This window comes from Kitasatospora sp. NA04385, assembly GCF_013364235.1.
GTDB lineage: Bacteria > Actinomycetota > Actinomycetes > Streptomycetales > Streptomycetaceae > Kitasatospora.
Window position 1 is genome coordinate 156,397 of sequence record NZ_CP054919.1, and the last position, 15,544, is coordinate 171,940.

At 74.8% G+C, this 15,544-nt stretch carries 12 protein-coding genes; 5 read left to right on the forward strand and 7 right to left on the reverse strand.

From position 1 onward, the window contains the following. Positions 1-10: 10 nt before the first annotated feature. From HUT16_RS00715 to HUT16_RS00735, 5 genes are read right to left on the reverse strand one after another with little or no spacing between them, the layout of a single operon-like run. Positions 11-871, reverse strand: a complete 861-nt coding sequence (locus tag HUT16_RS00715) for a TIGR03773 family transporter-associated surface protein (protein WP_254897568.1) — start codon at positions 869-871, stop codon at positions 11-13. Further along, positions 868-2,421, reverse strand: a complete 1,554-nt coding sequence (locus HUT16_RS00720; protein WP_176184413.1) for an anchored repeat ABC transporter, substrate-binding protein — start codon at positions 2,419-2,421, stop codon at positions 868-870. The genes HUT16_RS00715 and HUT16_RS00720 overlap by 4 nt, the downstream gene beginning before the upstream one ends. Next, positions 2,418-4,241, reverse strand: a complete 1,824-nt coding sequence (locus HUT16_RS00725; protein ID WP_368662730.1) for a TIGR03773 family transporter-associated surface protein — start codon at positions 4,239-4,241, stop codon at positions 2,418-2,420. The genes HUT16_RS00720 and HUT16_RS00725 overlap by 4 nt, the downstream gene beginning before the upstream one ends. Positions 4,242-4,300: 59 nt before the next feature. Then, positions 4,301-4,951 (reverse strand): choice-of-anchor M domain-containing protein, encoded by a 651-nt coding sequence (locus HUT16_RS00730; RefSeq protein ID WP_176184415.1) that lies wholly within the window; start codon positions 4,949-4,951, stop codon positions 4,301-4,303. A gap of 11 nt (positions 4,952-4,962) precedes the next feature. After that, on the reverse strand, positions 4,963-5,616 hold the full coding sequence (locus HUT16_RS00735; RefSeq protein ID WP_176184417.1) for a choice-of-anchor M domain-containing protein: 654 nt from the start codon (positions 5,614-5,616) through the stop codon (positions 4,963-4,965). Between the two features lie 321 nt (positions 5,617-5,937). On the opposite strand from HUT16_RS00735, the gene HUT16_RS39070 reads away from it, so the two are divergent. Further along, positions 5,938-6,951, forward strand: a complete 1,014-nt coding sequence (locus HUT16_RS39070; protein WP_176184419.1) for a choice-of-anchor M domain-containing protein — start codon at positions 5,938-5,940, stop codon at positions 6,949-6,951. 96 nt (positions 6,952-7,047) lie between these two features. On the opposite strand, the gene HUT16_RS00745 is transcribed toward HUT16_RS39070, so the two are convergent. Then, positions 7,048-8,457 carry a hypothetical protein gene (locus HUT16_RS00745; protein ID WP_176184421.1) on the reverse strand — a complete coding sequence of 470 codons (1,410 nt, stop codon included), beginning with the start codon at positions 8,455-8,457 and terminating at the stop codon, positions 7,048-7,050. A 497-nt stretch (positions 8,458-8,954) separates the two neighbouring features. Further along, the gene (locus HUT16_RS00750; protein WP_176184423.1) at positions 8,955-10,691 is read right to left on the reverse strand and encodes a family 16 glycosylhydrolase; all 1,737 of its coding nucleotides are present in this window, start codon (positions 10,689-10,691) and stop codon (positions 8,955-8,957) included. A 470-nt stretch (positions 10,692-11,161) separates the two neighbouring features. Here HUT16_RS00750 and HUT16_RS00755 point away from each other — a divergent pair, with 470 nt between their 5' ends. The 4 genes from HUT16_RS00755 to HUT16_RS00770 are packed head-to-tail and all read left to right on the forward strand — an operon-like array spanning position 11,162 to position 15,525. Continuing rightward, positions 11,162-12,523, forward strand: coding sequence for an MFS transporter (locus tag HUT16_RS00755; RefSeq protein ID WP_217712007.1), 1,362 nt, complete (start codon positions 11,162-11,164; stop codon positions 12,521-12,523). Positions 12,524-12,527: 4 nt separating this feature from the next. Then, positions 12,528-13,394, forward strand: a complete 867-nt coding sequence (locus tag HUT16_RS00760; protein ID WP_176184425.1) for an SDR family NAD(P)-dependent oxidoreductase — start codon at positions 12,528-12,530, stop codon at positions 13,392-13,394. Continuing rightward, a complete protein-coding gene (locus HUT16_RS00765; protein ID WP_176184427.1) occupies positions 13,391-14,338 on the forward strand; it encodes a dihydrodipicolinate synthase family protein in 948 nt (315 codons plus the stop codon). Before HUT16_RS00760 ends, HUT16_RS00765 begins: the two co-directional genes overlap by 4 nt. Next, the gene (locus HUT16_RS00770; RefSeq protein WP_176184429.1) at positions 14,335-15,525 is read left to right on the forward strand and encodes a mandelate racemase/muconate lactonizing enzyme family protein; all 1,191 of its coding nucleotides are present in this window, start codon (positions 14,335-14,337) and stop codon (positions 15,523-15,525) included. The genes HUT16_RS00765 and HUT16_RS00770 overlap by 4 nt, the downstream gene beginning before the upstream one ends. The last annotated feature ends 19 nt before the right edge of the window (positions 15,526-15,544 follow it).

The window sequence follows — 15,544 nt, forward strand, 5'->3', positions numbered from 1 at the left end:
GATCTGACGTTCAGTCACTTCCGCTTCCCTTCGCGCGGCGGCGCACCAGCGCCACTGCCACCACCGCCACTGCCAGCACCGCCGTGGCTGCGGCGAGGGCGGCCACCGCCCGGCCCGACCACGCCGGTCGGGCCGTCCGGGCCGCCACCGGTGCCACCGGGGCCGCCGGGGTGTCCGGCGCGGCCGGGAGGGCCGAGCGCGGGTCCTGCGGGCCCACCGAGAAGTGGAGGACGGCGGCGGCGTCGTGGGTCTGCCCGTCCAGGGTCCTGGCGGTCATCCGGATGCCGAGCAGGTAGCTGCCCGGGGCGGTGAACGCCCAGTTCCCGTGGACGTGGCTGTTGGTCTCGATGCCGGTCTCCTGCGGCAGCGGCCGAGCGCTGTCGAAGACCTGCTCGGGCGTGCCGAAGCTCCCGTTCAGGAAGAGCGTGAACCGTCCGGGGCCGCGGACCGACTCCAACCGCCAGGTGACCTCGCGGTCGACGGCGTGCAGGACGCTCGGGTCCTGGCTGTTCCAGCCCGGCCACAGGACGCCGGGCTGCTGCACCTGGGGCAGCAGCCAGACCTTCGCGCCCGGGGTGCCGAGGAAGGCGAACGCCGGGTCCGCCGGCACCGTGACGGCGGCGGCGTCCACGGCCTGGAGCACCACGTGGTCGGGGTCGCGCCACACGGGGGCCGGGCCGCTGTCGTCCCGGATCCCGATGGTCCAGCGCCCCTGGTCGAAGCGCGGCCCGAGGTCGACGTGGCCGTCGGCGATGACGGTCGGCGCGTCGCCGTCGGCCGCTGCGGCGGGGGGCACGGACGGGCCCGCGGTGAGGAACGCGGCCACCAGGGCGGCGGCGAGGGCGCGCACGGCGCGGCGGGCGGCGGTCACGGGGCACCCCCGCCCAGGCAGGAGAGCAGTTCGTCGGCGTTGTGGCGCATCATGTCGGTGTAGTGGCGCACGTGCGCGTCGAAGGCGTCGCCGTACAGGGTGCAGACCCGCACGCCCTGGTCCTCGGCGACCTGGGTGAGGACGGCCGCGCGCTGGGCGAGGTTGGGCTCCATGAAGACCGCCGGGACCTTCAGGTTGCGGATGGTGGTGGTCAGCCGCCGCACGTCGTCCGCGCCGGGCTCCTGCGCCGGGTTGGGGACGACGAACCCGGCGACCTTCAGTCCGTACGCCTCGGCGAGGTAGCCGAAGGCGTCGTGGGTGGTGATCAGCTGCCGGCGGTCGGCGGGTATCCGGGCCACCTGGGCGGACAGGTAGGCGTCCAGGGCGTCCAGCTCCTCCCCGTACCGGCGGGCGTTGTCCTGGTAGAGCGCCGCCCCGCCGGGGTCGCGCCGGGCCAGGGTGTCCCGGATCAGTTGGACGTACGCCTTGGCGTTCTCGGCGTCCTGCCACAGGTGCGGGTCGATCTCCCCGTGGACGTGCTTGCCGAGGACGGCCTGCGGCAGTTGGTGGACGGGCGTGCCGGGCGGCCCGAGGAAGGCGAAGGCCGGGTTGTCGGGCACCTGGTCGAGGGCCTTGTTCGGGACGTCGATGACCACCTGGTCGGGCGGCAGCTCCTCCTGCCGTCCGTCCCCGGCCCGCAGGTCGGTGTAGGCGGAGAGCGCGCCGGTGTCGAGGTTGACCGTCAGGTCGGTGTGGCCCTCGTCGATGACGGTGTCCTGCGGGCGGGCGACGCCGTGCGGGTCGACGCCGACGGCGAAGGTGAAGGTGCCGGTGCCGAGTTCGCTCGGCGGGCCCTGCGGGTTCTTCAACCGGGCGCGCAGCGTGAGGCGGTAGACGCCGGGCGCGGTGAACGCCCAGTTCAGGTGGGTGTGGGCGGCGGGCGGCAGCGAGGTGGTGTCCTTCTCGTCCAGGCCGTCGCCGGAGTCGAAGTACACCTGCGGCTGGCCGAGCGACTGGGTGAGGTAGGCGACCAGGTGGCCGGGGCCCTGGACCTCGGTGGCGGAGAGCAGCACGTCGGAGGAGCGGGTCGCCCCGCGTGCCGCGCCTTCGCCGAGCACCCGCAGGCCGAGCCACGGGACGTCCAGCGCGATGTTCTCCACCAGCGGGATGACGTGCGCGCCGTACGCCTCGGCCGCCTCGGCGAGCGAGACGTTGGGCGCGTCCTCGGGGGCGTTGGCGTCGATGGTCTTGATCAGGGCGTGCTCCTCCAGGAGCAGGTGGTTGGTGAAGGTCACGTCGGCTTCGGCGACCTTCGCCGCGTCCCTGGGGGTGGGCTCGTAGGAGTGCGGGTCGCCGCCGGGCGGGACGATCGAGTCCACCCGGACCCGGTCGCCGCCGACCTGGCGCACCAGGTCCGCCAGGATCTCCGTGGTGGTCACCACGCGGAGCCCGCTGCCGCCGGGCGTGCCGGGGGCGTCCTTCGGCCCGCAGGCGGTCAGGGCGCCGAGCAGCAGGGCGCCGGCCGCGAGCAGGGCGGTGGGCCGTTTCATCGGTGGTCGCTCCGGGCGGTCGAGGGGCGGTGGTCGTCGGGGCCGGCGTCCGGCTTGGCGCGTCGGCGGCCGACGGCGGTGATCAGGCCGCCGCCGAGCAGCAGCAGCGCGCCCGAGACGGTGAGCGGGACGGTGGCGGAGGAACCGGTCTGCGCCAGCGCGCCGGGGACGCCGGTGCCGGTCGCCGCGCTGCCGGGGCGGGTGCCGGTGGCCGCGCTGCCGGTGGCGGTGCCGCTGCCGGTCGTGCTTCCGCTGCCGGTGCCGGTCGGGCTCGCGCCGGTGGACGCGGTGGGGGCCTCGCTCTGACCGTCCCCGACGGTGAAGGTGAAGGTCCGGGTGTCCGTGACGGCCTGTCCGGTGGCGAGGTGCCCGTCGAGGGCGAAGGTGAGCCGGTAGGTGCCGGGCGCGCTGAACCCCCAGTTGGCGTGCGCGTGGACGCCGAGGTCGACCGGACGGCGGTCGGGGAGGCCGTCGCGGCTGTCGTACAGGACGGTGGCCCCGCCGAGACCGGCCGTCTGCCAGATCGCGACCTGCCCGGGGCCGCTCACCTCGGTCAGCGCCAGCTCCAGCGGCCCGGACAGCGGGCTGGAGGTGAGCGCCTCGGTGTTCCAACCCGCCCACACCACACCGGACTTCTGCACCTGCGGGATCAGCCAGAAGGTGCTGCCGGGCGCGCCGAGGAAGGAGTACGCCGCACCGGCCGGGACCTGCTGCCGGGCCGCGTCGGCGACGTGCACCGTCACGGCGGCGGGGTCGCGCCAGACCACGGCGTCCGGGCTGCGGCTGTCCTTGAACAGCAGCCGCAGCTTCCCGTCCACCCACTGCCCGGCCAGCGCGTCCACGTGGCCGTCGCCGATGGTGACGGGGGCGGTGGCGATCTCCGCCCCGGGCAGCGAGGCGGCCGTGGCGGCCCGGGCGACCGAGAACGGGACCGCGCGCGCGGCGGCCGAGGGCCCCGGGGTGGACGGTTCGGGGGTGGACGGTTCGGAAGCAGGTGGCTCGGGGGTGGGTGGCTCGGGGGTGGCGGGTGTCGGTGCGGCGGGCGGCTCGGCGACGGTGGCGTGCACGTGGACCGTGCGGGCCGCCGCTCCCCCGCCGGGCAGGGCCGCCTCGGCGGTGAGGTCGAAGTCGTACGCGCCGGGGCTGGTGAACGCCCAGACCAGGCCGCCCCGGGCGGCGGGGGCCAGGGCTGCGGTGTCGGGCAGCGCGTCGGCGCTGTCGAAGAGCAGGGACGGCCCGGTGGCGTCCGAACCTCCGCTCTTCACCGGGGTGTCGGAGCCGGTGGGTCCGCCCGGGCGTTCCGGGCCGGTGGAGTAGAGGATCACCGCACCGGCGCCCCGCACCCGGCTGAGGGAGAGTGACAGGCCCGCCGGCGCGAGGTCCGCGGCGGCGACGGCCGCGGTGTCCCAGTGCGGGGCGTCCGGCCCGCCGCGCGCACCGAGTTGCCACAGCGGCGTGCCGGGCCGGCCGAGGAAGGCGGGCCGCCGTCCGGGACGGCGGCCTGGTCGGCCGGGCCCAGGGTGAGCAGGCGGGCATCGGCGTCCGGGGTGCCGGTGGCGGGTGCGGGGGCGCCGACTGCGAGGTCGAGGCCGGCCCCGGTCAGGGCGAGAACGAGGTCGGCGGCACCGGCCGAGGTGGCGGCACCGGCCGGCGCCTCCGGGACTGCGGCGTTCGCACCGCCGGCGGCCCAGAGGACGGCGAGGGCCGATCCGGCCGCCGCCGCCCGGGCGGCCCGTGAACTCTTCATGCTGGTCGCGACTCCTGGGTCGTCGGGCTGCGCGCTGTGGGCTATGCGCTATGGGCTGTGGGCTATGCGCTATGGGCTATGGGCTATGGGCGGCCGGGGCCGGGCCTGGTCCGGCCCCGGCCGCCCGCGGGGTCAGGCGTTCAGGACGTGGAAGGTGTACTGCTGCGCGGCGGAGGTGACGGTCTGTCCGTTCGAGGCGAGGACGCCGCTGACCTTGAAGGTCACCACGTACGTCCCGGCCGCGTCGAAGCCCCAGTTGGCGTGGGTGTGCGCCCCGGCGGCGACCGTGACGGTGTCGGGCAGGCCGTCCTCGCTGTCGACGAGCTTGGTGGGCGTGCTGCCCGCCGCGGTGTAGACGCTGAACCCGGCGGGGCCGCTGACGGCGGTGAGTTGGAACTGCACCTGGTTGCCCTGGAAGACGCCGGCGGGGACGTCGGTGGCGTTCCAGCCGGCCCAGAGCAGGCCCGCCGTCTGGCTCTGCGGGAGGATCCAGGCGGTGCCGCCGGTGCCGAGGAACGACCAGGCGGGCGTGGTGGGCACGTTGGTGTGCTTGGCCGCGAGCGGGACGTTCAGCACGACGTCCGCCGGGGCGCGGTCGACCGCGGTGGCGGTGGTCGAGTCGAGCAGGTCCAGGGTGAGCGCCCCGCCGCTGTAGTCGATGTCGAGCACGTCGACGTGGCCGCTGGAGAGCGTGACGGTGGTGGCGCTGGCGGAGGTGGCGACCCCCGTGACCAGCGCGGCGGCGAGCAGCAGGGAGCCGAGTGCCTTGGTGGGTGCGCGCATGGCGGCCGTCCTCAGTTCTTGATCTGGAAGGTGTAGGTGACGGTGCGCGAGCTGACGGTCTTTCCGGTGGCGGCGAGCTTGGCGTCCGCCTTGACCTTCAGCGTGTAGGTGCCGGGCTTGGAGAAGGCCCAGTTGGCGTGGGTGTGGTCGCCGGCGTGCAGGGTCACGGTGTCGGGCAGGCCGTCGCCGCTGTCGACGAGCACGGTCTCGGGCGCGCCGAACACGTCGTCGGTGTAGACGGCGACCTTGCCGGGGCCCTGGACGGACAGGAACCGCACGTGGACGGCGTCGTCGCTGAAGTCGCCCGCGTTCAGCTCCTCCGCGCCGAACCCGGCCCAGAGCAGGTCCGGGTTCTGCACCTCGGGCAGGATCCACACCGGCGTCCCGGCGGTGCCGAGGAAGCCGTACGCGGAACCGGCCGGCACGGTGGTCCGGGCGGCGGGCAGGGCCTTCAGCAGGACGTCCTCGGGGGTGTACTCGACCTCTTCGGCGCCGCTCTCGTCGTGGACGCCGATCTCCAGGTGGCCGTTCTCGTAGCCGAGGCCGACCACGTCCACGTGGCCGTGGTCGAGCACGGCCGGGCAGGTGGCGGAGGCCGGGTCGGCCGCTGCGAACGTTGCGATCAGGGCGCCTGCGGCGACGAGCAGGCGGGCGTGATGACGCACGGAACCTCCTTGCACGGAGCCCTCGTTGGGCTCGACGGCGCAAACGGTAACCATTTTCATTTTCATATGCAAGGGACGGGTCGCGACCTGAAGCGCAAGTTGGAAACGATGTTCATATCGGATAAGGTCTGCCTCCTCCCGCCCCGACCGGCTCCGCCCATCCGGCGCCGCACCGAAAGGAAGGGCCCCGTGAAAGGCCCCAAGTCCCTTGCGATCCAACTGACTTCCGTCGCCACCCTGGCCGCTTCCGTCCTCCTCGCCGGCACCGCGGCCACTCCGGCGGCCGACGCCTCGACCCCGCGACCTCGAAGCGTCCAGCGCGTGTCCGCCACCGTCGAGGCACCCGTCCGCACCGAACGGACCGTCATCGACTCCGGCCACGTGGACGCCGTGTCCCCCCGGATCGCCGACGGCGCGTTCCAGAGCCTGCTGCTCGACGACCGGGACGCCCTCGCCCCGGTCTGGCGCACCCCCGAGTCCGTGATCCTGCACCTCACCGAGGCCGGCGCGCTCCATCTCACCGACGACACCACGGGGTTCGAGTTCCTGGGCTCCCCCGGCCACACCGTCTACTGCATCCCGCAGACCCAGGACCCCGCCGTCATCTGGGCGGGCTGGAGCACCCAGTCCTTCACCCCCGACGACGTGACCGGCGACCTGACGCTCGCGCTGGACGCGGTGGACGGGCCCGGGGACGTCGTGCTCTGGGAGTGGTCCCCGTTCGGCGAGGCCGAGCCGGTCCTCGACAGCCGGGCCGGGCTCCCCGCCGCCTACCCCGTCCCCAGCAACACCCACCAGCACGCCAATTGGGCCTTCACCGAGCCCGGCGTCTACCGCCTCACCTTCACCTGGAGCGCCGACCTGAACGGCACCGGCCGCGTCAGCGACAGCTCCGTCTACACCTTCGCCGTCGGCGACATCGACACCTCCACCATCACCCTGCCCGGCGACCCGCCGAGCCCCTCCCCCTCGGCGTCGCCGTCGTCCTCGCCGTCGCCGTCTCCCTCCGCGAGCGCGAGCCCGAGCGCGAGCCCGAGTCCGAGCGCAACGGCGAGCCCGAGCGCGAACCCGAGCGCAAGCGCAAGCGCAACGGCGAGCCCGAGCGCGACTCCCAGCGCGAGCGCGACCTCGCCCCGCCCCTCGTCCTCCGCCACCGGCACCCGGGCCCCGGCCCCGGCGACCACCCCCGGACCGGCCGCCGCCACCGCCCCCACCACCGGGCGCCTGGCCGCCACCGGTTTTCCGCTCACCCCCGTCCTGGTCACGGCCGGACTCCTCCTCGCCGCAGGAGCAGCCCTGCTGACCATCCGTCACCGCGCCCGCCGCCCGGACTGACCGGGTCCGCAGCTCGCAGCCCGCAGCCGCGCATCCCGGGTTCCGGCCGGTCCGGTGGAATGCCGGGACCGGACCGGCCGGAGCCCGGGGCGGCCCTCAGCGGCGGGCCCGGCGGCCGGTGCCCCGGCGGTTGACGAGGAAGAGGGCGGCACCGACCAGCAGGGCGGCGACGGCACCCAGGGTCAGCGGCAGCGCGGAACCGCCGCCGCCGGTCTGGGCGAGGCCCCGGCCGTCGGTGGTGGCCGCGGTGGGGGCGGTGGGGGCGGGGGCGTTGCTGGAGGGATCGGCGGCCTGGTGGTCGGGGTACTCGGCCGAGAGCGGCCCCGGTGCGGCGCCGGAGCGCGCGGACTCGGCGGTGCCGGTGGGCTTGGCGGCCGTCGTGGCGGGCTTGGCGGCGACCGGGGCGGTGGTCTTCGGGGCGGCGTCGGCGCCGAGCCGGATCCGGATGTCGGCCCCGGTGCCACTGGTGCCCACGACGCTGACGGACAGGTGGGCGGCGTCGTCGGTGAGGGCCGGGCCGTCGGCGTCGAGGGAGTTGTTGGCGGCCTTCTCCCGCTGGGCGGTGTTGCTGATCATGACGGCGTCCTTGTAGTTGCCCTTGGTGACGCGGTAGACGGCGACGCCCTGGGGCACGTCCGCGTCCGGGGTGCCGGGGTCGGGGGTGCGGTACTCGACGACGACGCGGTCGCCGCCGGTGCCGAGCGGGAGGTCGATCGCGCGGGTGCCGCCGGTCCCGGGGGCGTGCAGCGGGGTGAGGTGGACGCTGGTGCTGGCCGTGGGGGTGGTGGTCTGCTGGGCGGTGAGCCACTGGAGCGAGAGGAGTTCGGGGGCGCTGAGGCCCTTCTTCTCGCCGCCGCCGCCCATCGGGGTGCGGTGGCTGTACTCGTCGGCGGTGCAGGCGGTGGTGAAGGTGCCGGCCGGGCAGACCTGGCGCTCCTGGTGCTGGAAGCCGAGGTTGTGGCCGATCTCGTGGATGATGGCGGCGCCGTCGTCGACGGCCCCCTCGTGGAACCAACTGTTGGGGCCGGAGACCGAGCCCAGCCCCCACCAGGCGGAGCAGAAGTCGGAGTGGAAGACCACCGAGATGTGGTCGAACGGCACGCCGGGGATGGCCTTGCGGGCGAGTTCGTTCATCTTCCCGCTGTCGCAGGCGGCGGAGTCGTCCATGTCGATGGTGAACGGGCCGAAGACCCCGTCGCCCTTCGCGGGGACCACGCTCATCCGGCCGCCGGAGTTCCTGGCGTAGTAGGAGGCGAGCGAGGTGCTGCCGGTGCCGAAGAAGTTCCGCACGGCGTCGGCCCGGGTCTTGGCGGCGTCGGTGAGGGCCTTGTTGCGGAAGTTGACCAGCACCACGGCGTGGTGGTCGACGCTCGACGGCTCCGGCGCGGCCGCGGCCGGCGCGGCGAGCAGGACGGGGCCGGCCAGGAGGGCGCCCGCGGTGAGGGCGGCGAGCAGCGGGGCGGACACGGCGGTCGCGGGACGGGTCGGCTGAGGGCGCTGAACCATCGGGGTGGATCTCCTTGCACGATCGGCGGGGCTGCGGATCCCGGCGCCGGACGGCGGCCGGACCGGTCGGGGGCGGGAGCAGTCCGCTCCCGCACACCCGCGTCATAGGAGATCCGCGGGGCGCCCCGCCATAACAGGAATCCACAACCGACTTGGCCGACCCGATCGACCCCGCCCCACCGCCTGCGGCCCCGGTGGCCGGAGCGTCCCCGCCCCGGGACGGCGAGCTGCGCCGGGCCGCACCGGAACTGCCGGCCGAGATCGGCCACGGATGCCTGTCGATCGACGCGGTGGCGGCCCGCGCGCACGCCGGCAAGGGCGCGGTGCACCGCCGGTGGGCCGGCACCGCCCTGCCGTCCACCCTCGCCGCCAGCGCCACCACCGGCTACGCCGCCGACCACGCCCGCGCGGCCCCTCCCCCTCCGGAGACCCGTTCCGGCCGCCGCCGCACGCCGTCCGCCGCCGGGACGGGTCCGCCGTCGGCGGGGCCCCGGGTGTCAGCCGTTGAGGACGTCGATGCCGGAGGCGGATATCCAGGGGCCCTGCGCGGCCGGGTCGTTCTGCCCGGTGACGGTGACGGTGAGGGTGTGGCGGCCGGCGGCCAGGCCGCTGACGGTGTACAGCTCGCCGATCACCGGGGTGGCCGCGTAGTCGTCGATGGTGGTGGGGGCGCCGCCGTCGACCGAGACCAGGGCCCTGCCCTGGGCCGGGCCGAGGATGCCCTTGAGCGCGGCCCCGGTGCCGTAGAAGGTCATCCGGAACGAGTCGCCCGCGTGGTAGGAGCGCTGGGTGACGACCCCGCCGGGGCCGATGTAGGACGTCCAGTTCCCGCTGTAGCGGAACAGGTCCTCGCCGATGCCGTCGCCGGGAGTCTGCGTCCCGTTCACGCCGATGACCGTGTCGGTGGCCGGGATCGGCAGCCGGGCCCTCTTCCAGACCCGGAGGTAGGAGAACCGGCTGGTGCTGGGCAGGCCGGTGGTGAGGGGCGGCGAGGAGTCCGAGTACGGCGGGCGCATCCCCTGGGAGAGGAAGACCTGCAGCCCGCTCTGGTCGAACTGGGCGTTGCTGTACGTCCGGGCCAGGGCCCCGTCGACGTACCACTTCAGGTAGCCCGGGCCCCACTCCAGGCCGTAGGTGTGGAAGGAGGAGCGGACGCTGGACGAGGCGGTGACGCTCCCGGCGGTGTTCGACTGCCCGGTGAAGCCGGGGTACTTCCACTGGTGGGTGCTCAGGTCGACCTGGTCGACCGCCGGGCCGGCCTCGCCGACCTCCTCGATGTCGATCTCGTTGCCCCACACCTGGTCGACGTTGTACAGCCAGAACGCCGGGCAGGTCCCCGGGTCCGCGCTGCCCGCCTTCATCCCCACCTCCAGGTAGCCGTACTTGACGGTGTCGCGGCTCTTGACGCCGCCGGAGCGGTAGGGGGTGCTGGTCCGGGTCTCGAAGCCCGGGTTGGCCAGCAGGTTGGCCGTCGTGCCCGTGACGCCGAACCAGGTGTCGTCGACGTCCAGTTCGGCGCCGGTGTCGGAGGCGCTCTCGACGCCGACCGTGCAGTCGGCGCCCGCCGCGACGGCGACGCCGGGGACCTTCAGCTGGGTCCAGGCCGTCGTGGTGTCCGGGACGGGGGTGGTGGTCGTGGTGCCGCCGCAGGTCACGACGAGGCGGCTGACCGTGTGCGTGCCCGTGGACTTCACCTGGACGGCGAGGTTGTAGGTGCCCGCGGGCAGGTTGGCGAAGGTCTGCCGGTCGACGATGTGGAAGCTGTAGTAGTTGTGCTGGACCAGCGCCGAACCGCCGGTGCGGTGGACCTGGGTGGTGACGTAGTCGGCCTGGTCGGAGTAGCTGTCGCCGGACGGCGCGCTGGTCCAGCCCTGGACGGTCTGGTTGAACGAGTCGTCGGGGGCGTACTCGGAGGTCAGGTTCAGGCTGCCGTCGGAGACCGCCGCGTCGCCGTCGTCCCAGCGCCAGGCCTGACGCCAGGTCAGCGGGAGCTTCTCCCAGGCGGCGGTGTCCAGGGCGGCCTGGTCGAACTCGTCGGAGTAGTGGTCGGAGTAGACCCAGCCCCCGGCGTTCGCGGGGTCGGAGGCGGGCAGCGGCGGGGTGGTCGCGGCGGCGCTCGGCGCGGCGCCGGTCGGGACGAGCGCGGAGGCCGAGGCCAGGGCGAGCGCGAGCAGGAGCGGTGCGCCCGCGCGTCTCCTCCCGCCGCGGCGCGGTTCGGACGTCGAGGTGGTCACGGTGCCTCCTGAGGATGCGTCATCGGGGTGGTGGGCTCCGGGGCCGAAGCCGGGGCCGGACCGGCGGCGGGAGCGGCGACGGGAGCGGCCCGTTCCGGTGCGCGCGGCGCGCAGGGCCGGCTCCGACGAGGGGCGGTGAGCCGGATCGCCGGGTGTTTCTCGGCGCGGCGAACCCAATTAGGGCCCGGCCCGATCCCGCTGTCAACGACGGGACACCCGGTAGGACGCCGGGCGGAGGGCATCGCGCTCGGCGGCGGCCGACGGCCGCCGCCCGCGCGTTCAGCCCGCTCACCTGCGGCGGAGGCGGGAAGCGGCGGTCCGCCCGGTCGGCGCGCGGCGGGCGGTGCGGCGGGCGGCGGCGGTTTATGAACAGTTCGTGAAGCGGGTCACCCGGGGAGAGACATTTAAGTCTTCGCTGTTCTAATTTCGCCGCAGCGCACGATCCGTTCCACCGCACCTGGGAGCCCACGATGAACGACAACCCGGCCAGACCCGTCCCCGCACCGCGGGCGGATACCGCCGCGCCCCGGATCCGCCGCCGGGCGGCGGCCATGGTCGCCTTCGGCGAATTCGTGGACGGCTATGACCTGTTGGTGATGGGCGCGGCGCTGCTCTCGCTGAAGCCGGCCCTCCACCTGTCGACCTTCCAGGTGAGCTGGCTCTCCGCGGCGGCGTTCATCGGCGCCGCGTTCGGGGCCGCCGTCTTCGGCGACCTCTCCGACCGGTTCGGACGCCGGCTCATCTTCGTCGTCAACCTGCTGCTCTTCGTGGGCGCCGCCCTGCTGGCGGCGTTCGCACCGAACGTCACGATCCTGTTCCTGGCCCGCGTCCTGATCGGCATCGGGGTCGGCATGGACGTGCCCACCAGCACGTCCTTCCTCGCCGAGATCAGCCCGCCGAAGACCCGGGGCCGCTTCACCGGCATCCTGCCCAACCTCAACTGGCTCGGCGGGGCCATCGTCTCGGTCGCCATCGCCCTGGCCATCAAGGACAGCGCCGGGCCGGACACCTGGCGGTGGCTGTTCGGCCTGAGCGCCGTACCGGCGCTGGCGATCCTGCTGGCCCGCCAGTCGCTGCCGGAGTCGCCGGCCTGGCTGCGCGCCAAGGGCCGCGAGCAGGAGGCCCTGGAGGTCTACGCCCGGCTCGGGCTCGACCCGGCCGGGGCCGCGCCGAAGCGCGCCCGCCGCTACCGCGAGCTGTTCACCGGCCGCCAGGGCGCGCGGACGGGTGCCATCGCGCTGTTCATGGCGTGCAGCGGGTTCGGCGGCGCCATCACCACCGTCGCCGGGCCGCTGGTGCTGACCAGCACCGGGTTCGGCGCGTCGCGCTCGCTCCAGTTCTCGCTGCTGGGCTTCGTCACCGGCGTCGCCGGCCTGCTGGTCGGCCTGTCCCTGGTGGACCGCTACAGCCGCCGCGCCTACGGCATCGTCAGCTCGCTGCTGACGCTGGCGTTCGGCCTGGGCATGGCCACCGCCGGATCGAACCACGCCGTGCTGGTGACCTGCTACCTGCTGTTCACGGCCGCCAACTGGGCCGGGCCGGTGGCCCTGGCCTGGGTGTGGCAGACCGAGCTCTTCCCCACCCGCCTGCGCGGCGCGGGCGTCGGCGTGGTCCAGTTCGGCTGCCGGCTGGCGATCGCCGCGAACGTCGCCTTCGTGCCGTACCTGCTCGAACGGATGCAGTTGCACGCCATGTTCGTGTTCGCCTCGGCCTACCTGCTCGCGACCGTGCTCGTCGTCGCCGCGCCCTTCCTCACCGCCGGCGCGCCCGCGTCCGCCGAGGCGGACGGCGTCCGGGACGGGCAGTTCCTCGCCGACCCGGTGAAGGGGTAGCCACGTGCCCCGGGAGAGCACGGCGGCCCCGGCCCGGAGCCGCCGAACGGCGGTGGTCACCGGGGCCGCCGGCGGCATCGGCTCGGCGGTCGTGCGGCGGCTGCTGTCGGCCGGGGCGCACGTGGTGTGCGCCGACGCCGATCCGGACCGGCTCTCGCGCCTGTTCGGAGCCGACCCCCGGGTGACCCCGCGGAGCACGGACGTCACCGACGAGGCCGCCGTGGCCGCCCTGATGGCGGAGGCGGCGGCCCGGGGCGGCTTCGACACCCTGGTGAACACCGTCGGGCTGACCCGGCGCGGGTCGCTGACGGCGATCTCGATGGACGAGTGGGACCTCACCGTCGACACCTGTCTCAGGTCGGCGGCGCTGTGCGCCCGCGCCGCGCTGCCGCACCTGGTGGCCGCGGGACGGGCCTCCCTCACCTCGGTCGCCTCGATCCACCAGCGGGTGTTCGGCCCGCGGCTGCCCGCCTACACCGCCGCCAAGTCCGGACTCGTCGCGCTGACAAGGCAGTTGGCGGTCGACTACGGGCCGCTCGGGGTGCGCTGCAACGTGGTGAGCCCCGGGTACATCCGCTCCCCGCGCACCGGGGAGACGCCCGCCGACGACGAGGCCATGGCGGCGGCCACCCCCTCCGTCCGGCTGGGCCGGCCCGACGACGTCGCGGCGGCCGTGGCGTTCCTGGCCGGGGACGACGCCGGCTTCGTCAACGGCACCGAACTCGTCGTCGACGGCGGCGCCTCCCTGGTGTTCGGTGCCAGCCTCGTCCGTCCGGCCCTGCGCTGGCAGGTACCGGACGGGCTGACCCCTCCGGCGGACGGCCCCCGGAGCACCCCCGGCGCGAGCGCGCCGCAGGAAGGACCACGATGACCGACCCGACCGCAGCCGCCCTGACCGGGGTGGTCCCGGTGCTGCCGACGCCGTTCACCGAGGACGAGGAGGTGGACCGGCGCTCGTTCGCCGCCCTGGCCGACCACGTCATGGGGCTCGGCGTCCCGGCCGTGATGTTCCCCGGCTTCGCCTCCGAGTACTACAAACTCGACGACGCCGAACGGCTGCTGCTGAGCCGCGACCTGGTCACCGCCGCCCGGGCGCACCCCGGCGTCACGGTGATCGCGTCGGTGACCGCGCACGCCACCTCGGTGGCCGTCCGGCAGGCCCGCGCCTACCTGGACCTGGGGGCCGGGGCGCTCAACGTGCTGCCGCCGCACTTCCCGGCGCCCTCCGCCGACCACGTCCGCGAGCACCTGCACACCCTGCTGGCCGCCGTGGCACCGGCGCCGGTGCTCCTCCAGTACGCGCCGGAGGACGCGGCGACGCGGCTGACCCCGGCGGTGATCGGCGAGTTGGCGGCGGAGCACCCGAACCTGGTCGCCGTCAAGGTCGAGGCCCGCCCCCCGGGCCAGTTCATCGCCGACCTGCGGGCCGCGGAGCCCGCGGTGGCGTGCCTGGCCGGCAGCGGCGGCCTGTTCCTGCTCGAAGCACTGCGGGCCGGGGCGTGCGGGGTGCAGCCGGGTTCGAGCTTCGTCGAGCTGTACCTGGCGGTGTGGCGGGCCTGGTCCGGCGGGGACGAGCGGGCCGCCGCCCGCCGGTTCGCCGGCCTGCTGCCGCACCTGGTCGGCTGGGCCACCACCCAGGAGCCCATGGTGGCCGTCGAGAAGGTCATCGCGTGGCGCCGGGGGCTGATCGCGACCCCCGTCTGCCGCCGCCCGCACCGGGCGCTCTCCCCCGTGGCCGCCGCCTCGGTCGAGCGCTTCCTCGCCGAGTTCGCCGACGAGCTGTCCCTCCCCCACCCCGTCCGGAGCGCACGATGAAGATCACCCAGGTCAGCGGCTACGTACTGAAGGTCAAGGACGCCGCCTACCTCGGCGGCCACGACGCGGACGCCTCCGCCCTGCGCCGGGGCGACTACGTCCGGCACCGCTCCTACCGCTCGCTGTACTCGCTGAACACCGAGACGTTCCTGGTCCGCGTCACCGCCGAGGACGGGACGGTCGGCTGGGGCGAGGCGCAGGCGCCGCTGGTGCCCGAGGTGTGCGCCGCCCTGGTGGAACGGCTGATCGGGCCGTTCCTGCTGGGCGCGGACGTCATGGACACCGGCGCGGCCTGGCGCTCCGGCTACGACGGGATGCGGGAGCGGGGCCACCTCAACGGCTACCAGCTGGACGCCCTCGCGGCCTGCGACATCGCCCTGTGGGACGTGAAGGCCAAGCTGCTCGGCGTCCCGGTCCACGCGCTGCTCGGCGGCCGGCACCGCGCGGACGTGCCCTGCTACGTCTCGGGCCTGCCCGCCCGGGACGACGCCGAGCGGGTGGACCGGGCCCGGTCGTGGCGCGACCGGGGCTTCGACCGGTTCAAGCTCGCGCTGGGCGAGGGGATCGACCACGACGTCCGGGTCTTCGAGTCGCTGCGCACGGGGCTGGGGGGAGACGCGGAGATCCACGTCGACGCGCACTGGCGCTACACCCCGTCGGAGGCCATCGGGCTCGGGCGCCGGCTGGAGCCGATGGGGCTGGGGTTCCTGGAGGCCCCGGTGGCGCCCGAGGACGCCGACGGGCAGGCCGAGGTGGCCGCCGCCCTGGTCGCGCCGGTCGCCGTGGGCGAGGAGCTGCGCACCAGGTACGACTTCCGGGACCGCCTGGTGCGGCGGTCCGCGGATCTGCTGCAGCCCGACGTCGGCCGGATGGGCCTCACCGAGTGCGCCGCCGCGGCCTCCCTCGCGGAGGCGTTCCACACCCCGATAGCGTTGCACCTCGGGGTCGGGCTCGGGGTGTACATCGCCGCGGGCCTCGCCCTGGCCGCCGCCGCGCCTAACCTGGTCGTCATGGAGTACCAGCCCACGCAGTTCGCCCTGGCGCAGACGCTGCTGCGAGAACCCCTCGCCTGCGACGGGGGGTCCTACCGGCTGCCCGGGGGCAGCGGTCTGGGCGTCGACGTCGACGACGAGGCGCTGCGGCGGCACTGCACGGCGAGCTTCACCCTGACGACCGAAGACCTTTGACGCCACGAGGACAGCAGAC

Coding starts and splice junctions, on each gene's coding strand:
- HUT16_RS00730 (WP_176184415.1), bottom strand. CDS start 4,951: ATGCGCGCACCCACCAAGGCACTCGGCTCCCTGCTGCTCGCCGCCGCG.
- HUT16_RS00745 (WP_176184421.1), bottom strand. CDS start 8,457: ATGGTTCAGCGCCCTCAGCCGACCCGTCCCGCGACCGCCGTGTCCGCC.
- HUT16_RS00770 (WP_176184429.1), top strand. CDS start 14,335: ATGAAGATCACCCAGGTCAGCGGCTACGTACTGAAGGTCAAGGACGCC.
- HUT16_RS00755 (WP_217712007.1), top strand. CDS start 11,162: ATGAACGACAACCCGGCCAGACCCGTCCCCGCACCGCGGGCGGATACC.
- HUT16_RS00765 (WP_176184427.1), top strand. CDS start 13,391: ATGACCGACCCGACCGCAGCCGCCCTGACCGGGGTGGTCCCGGTGCTG.
- HUT16_RS00720 (WP_176184413.1), bottom strand. CDS start 2,421: ATGAAACGGCCCACCGCCCTGCTCGCGGCCGGCGCCCTGCTGCTCGGC.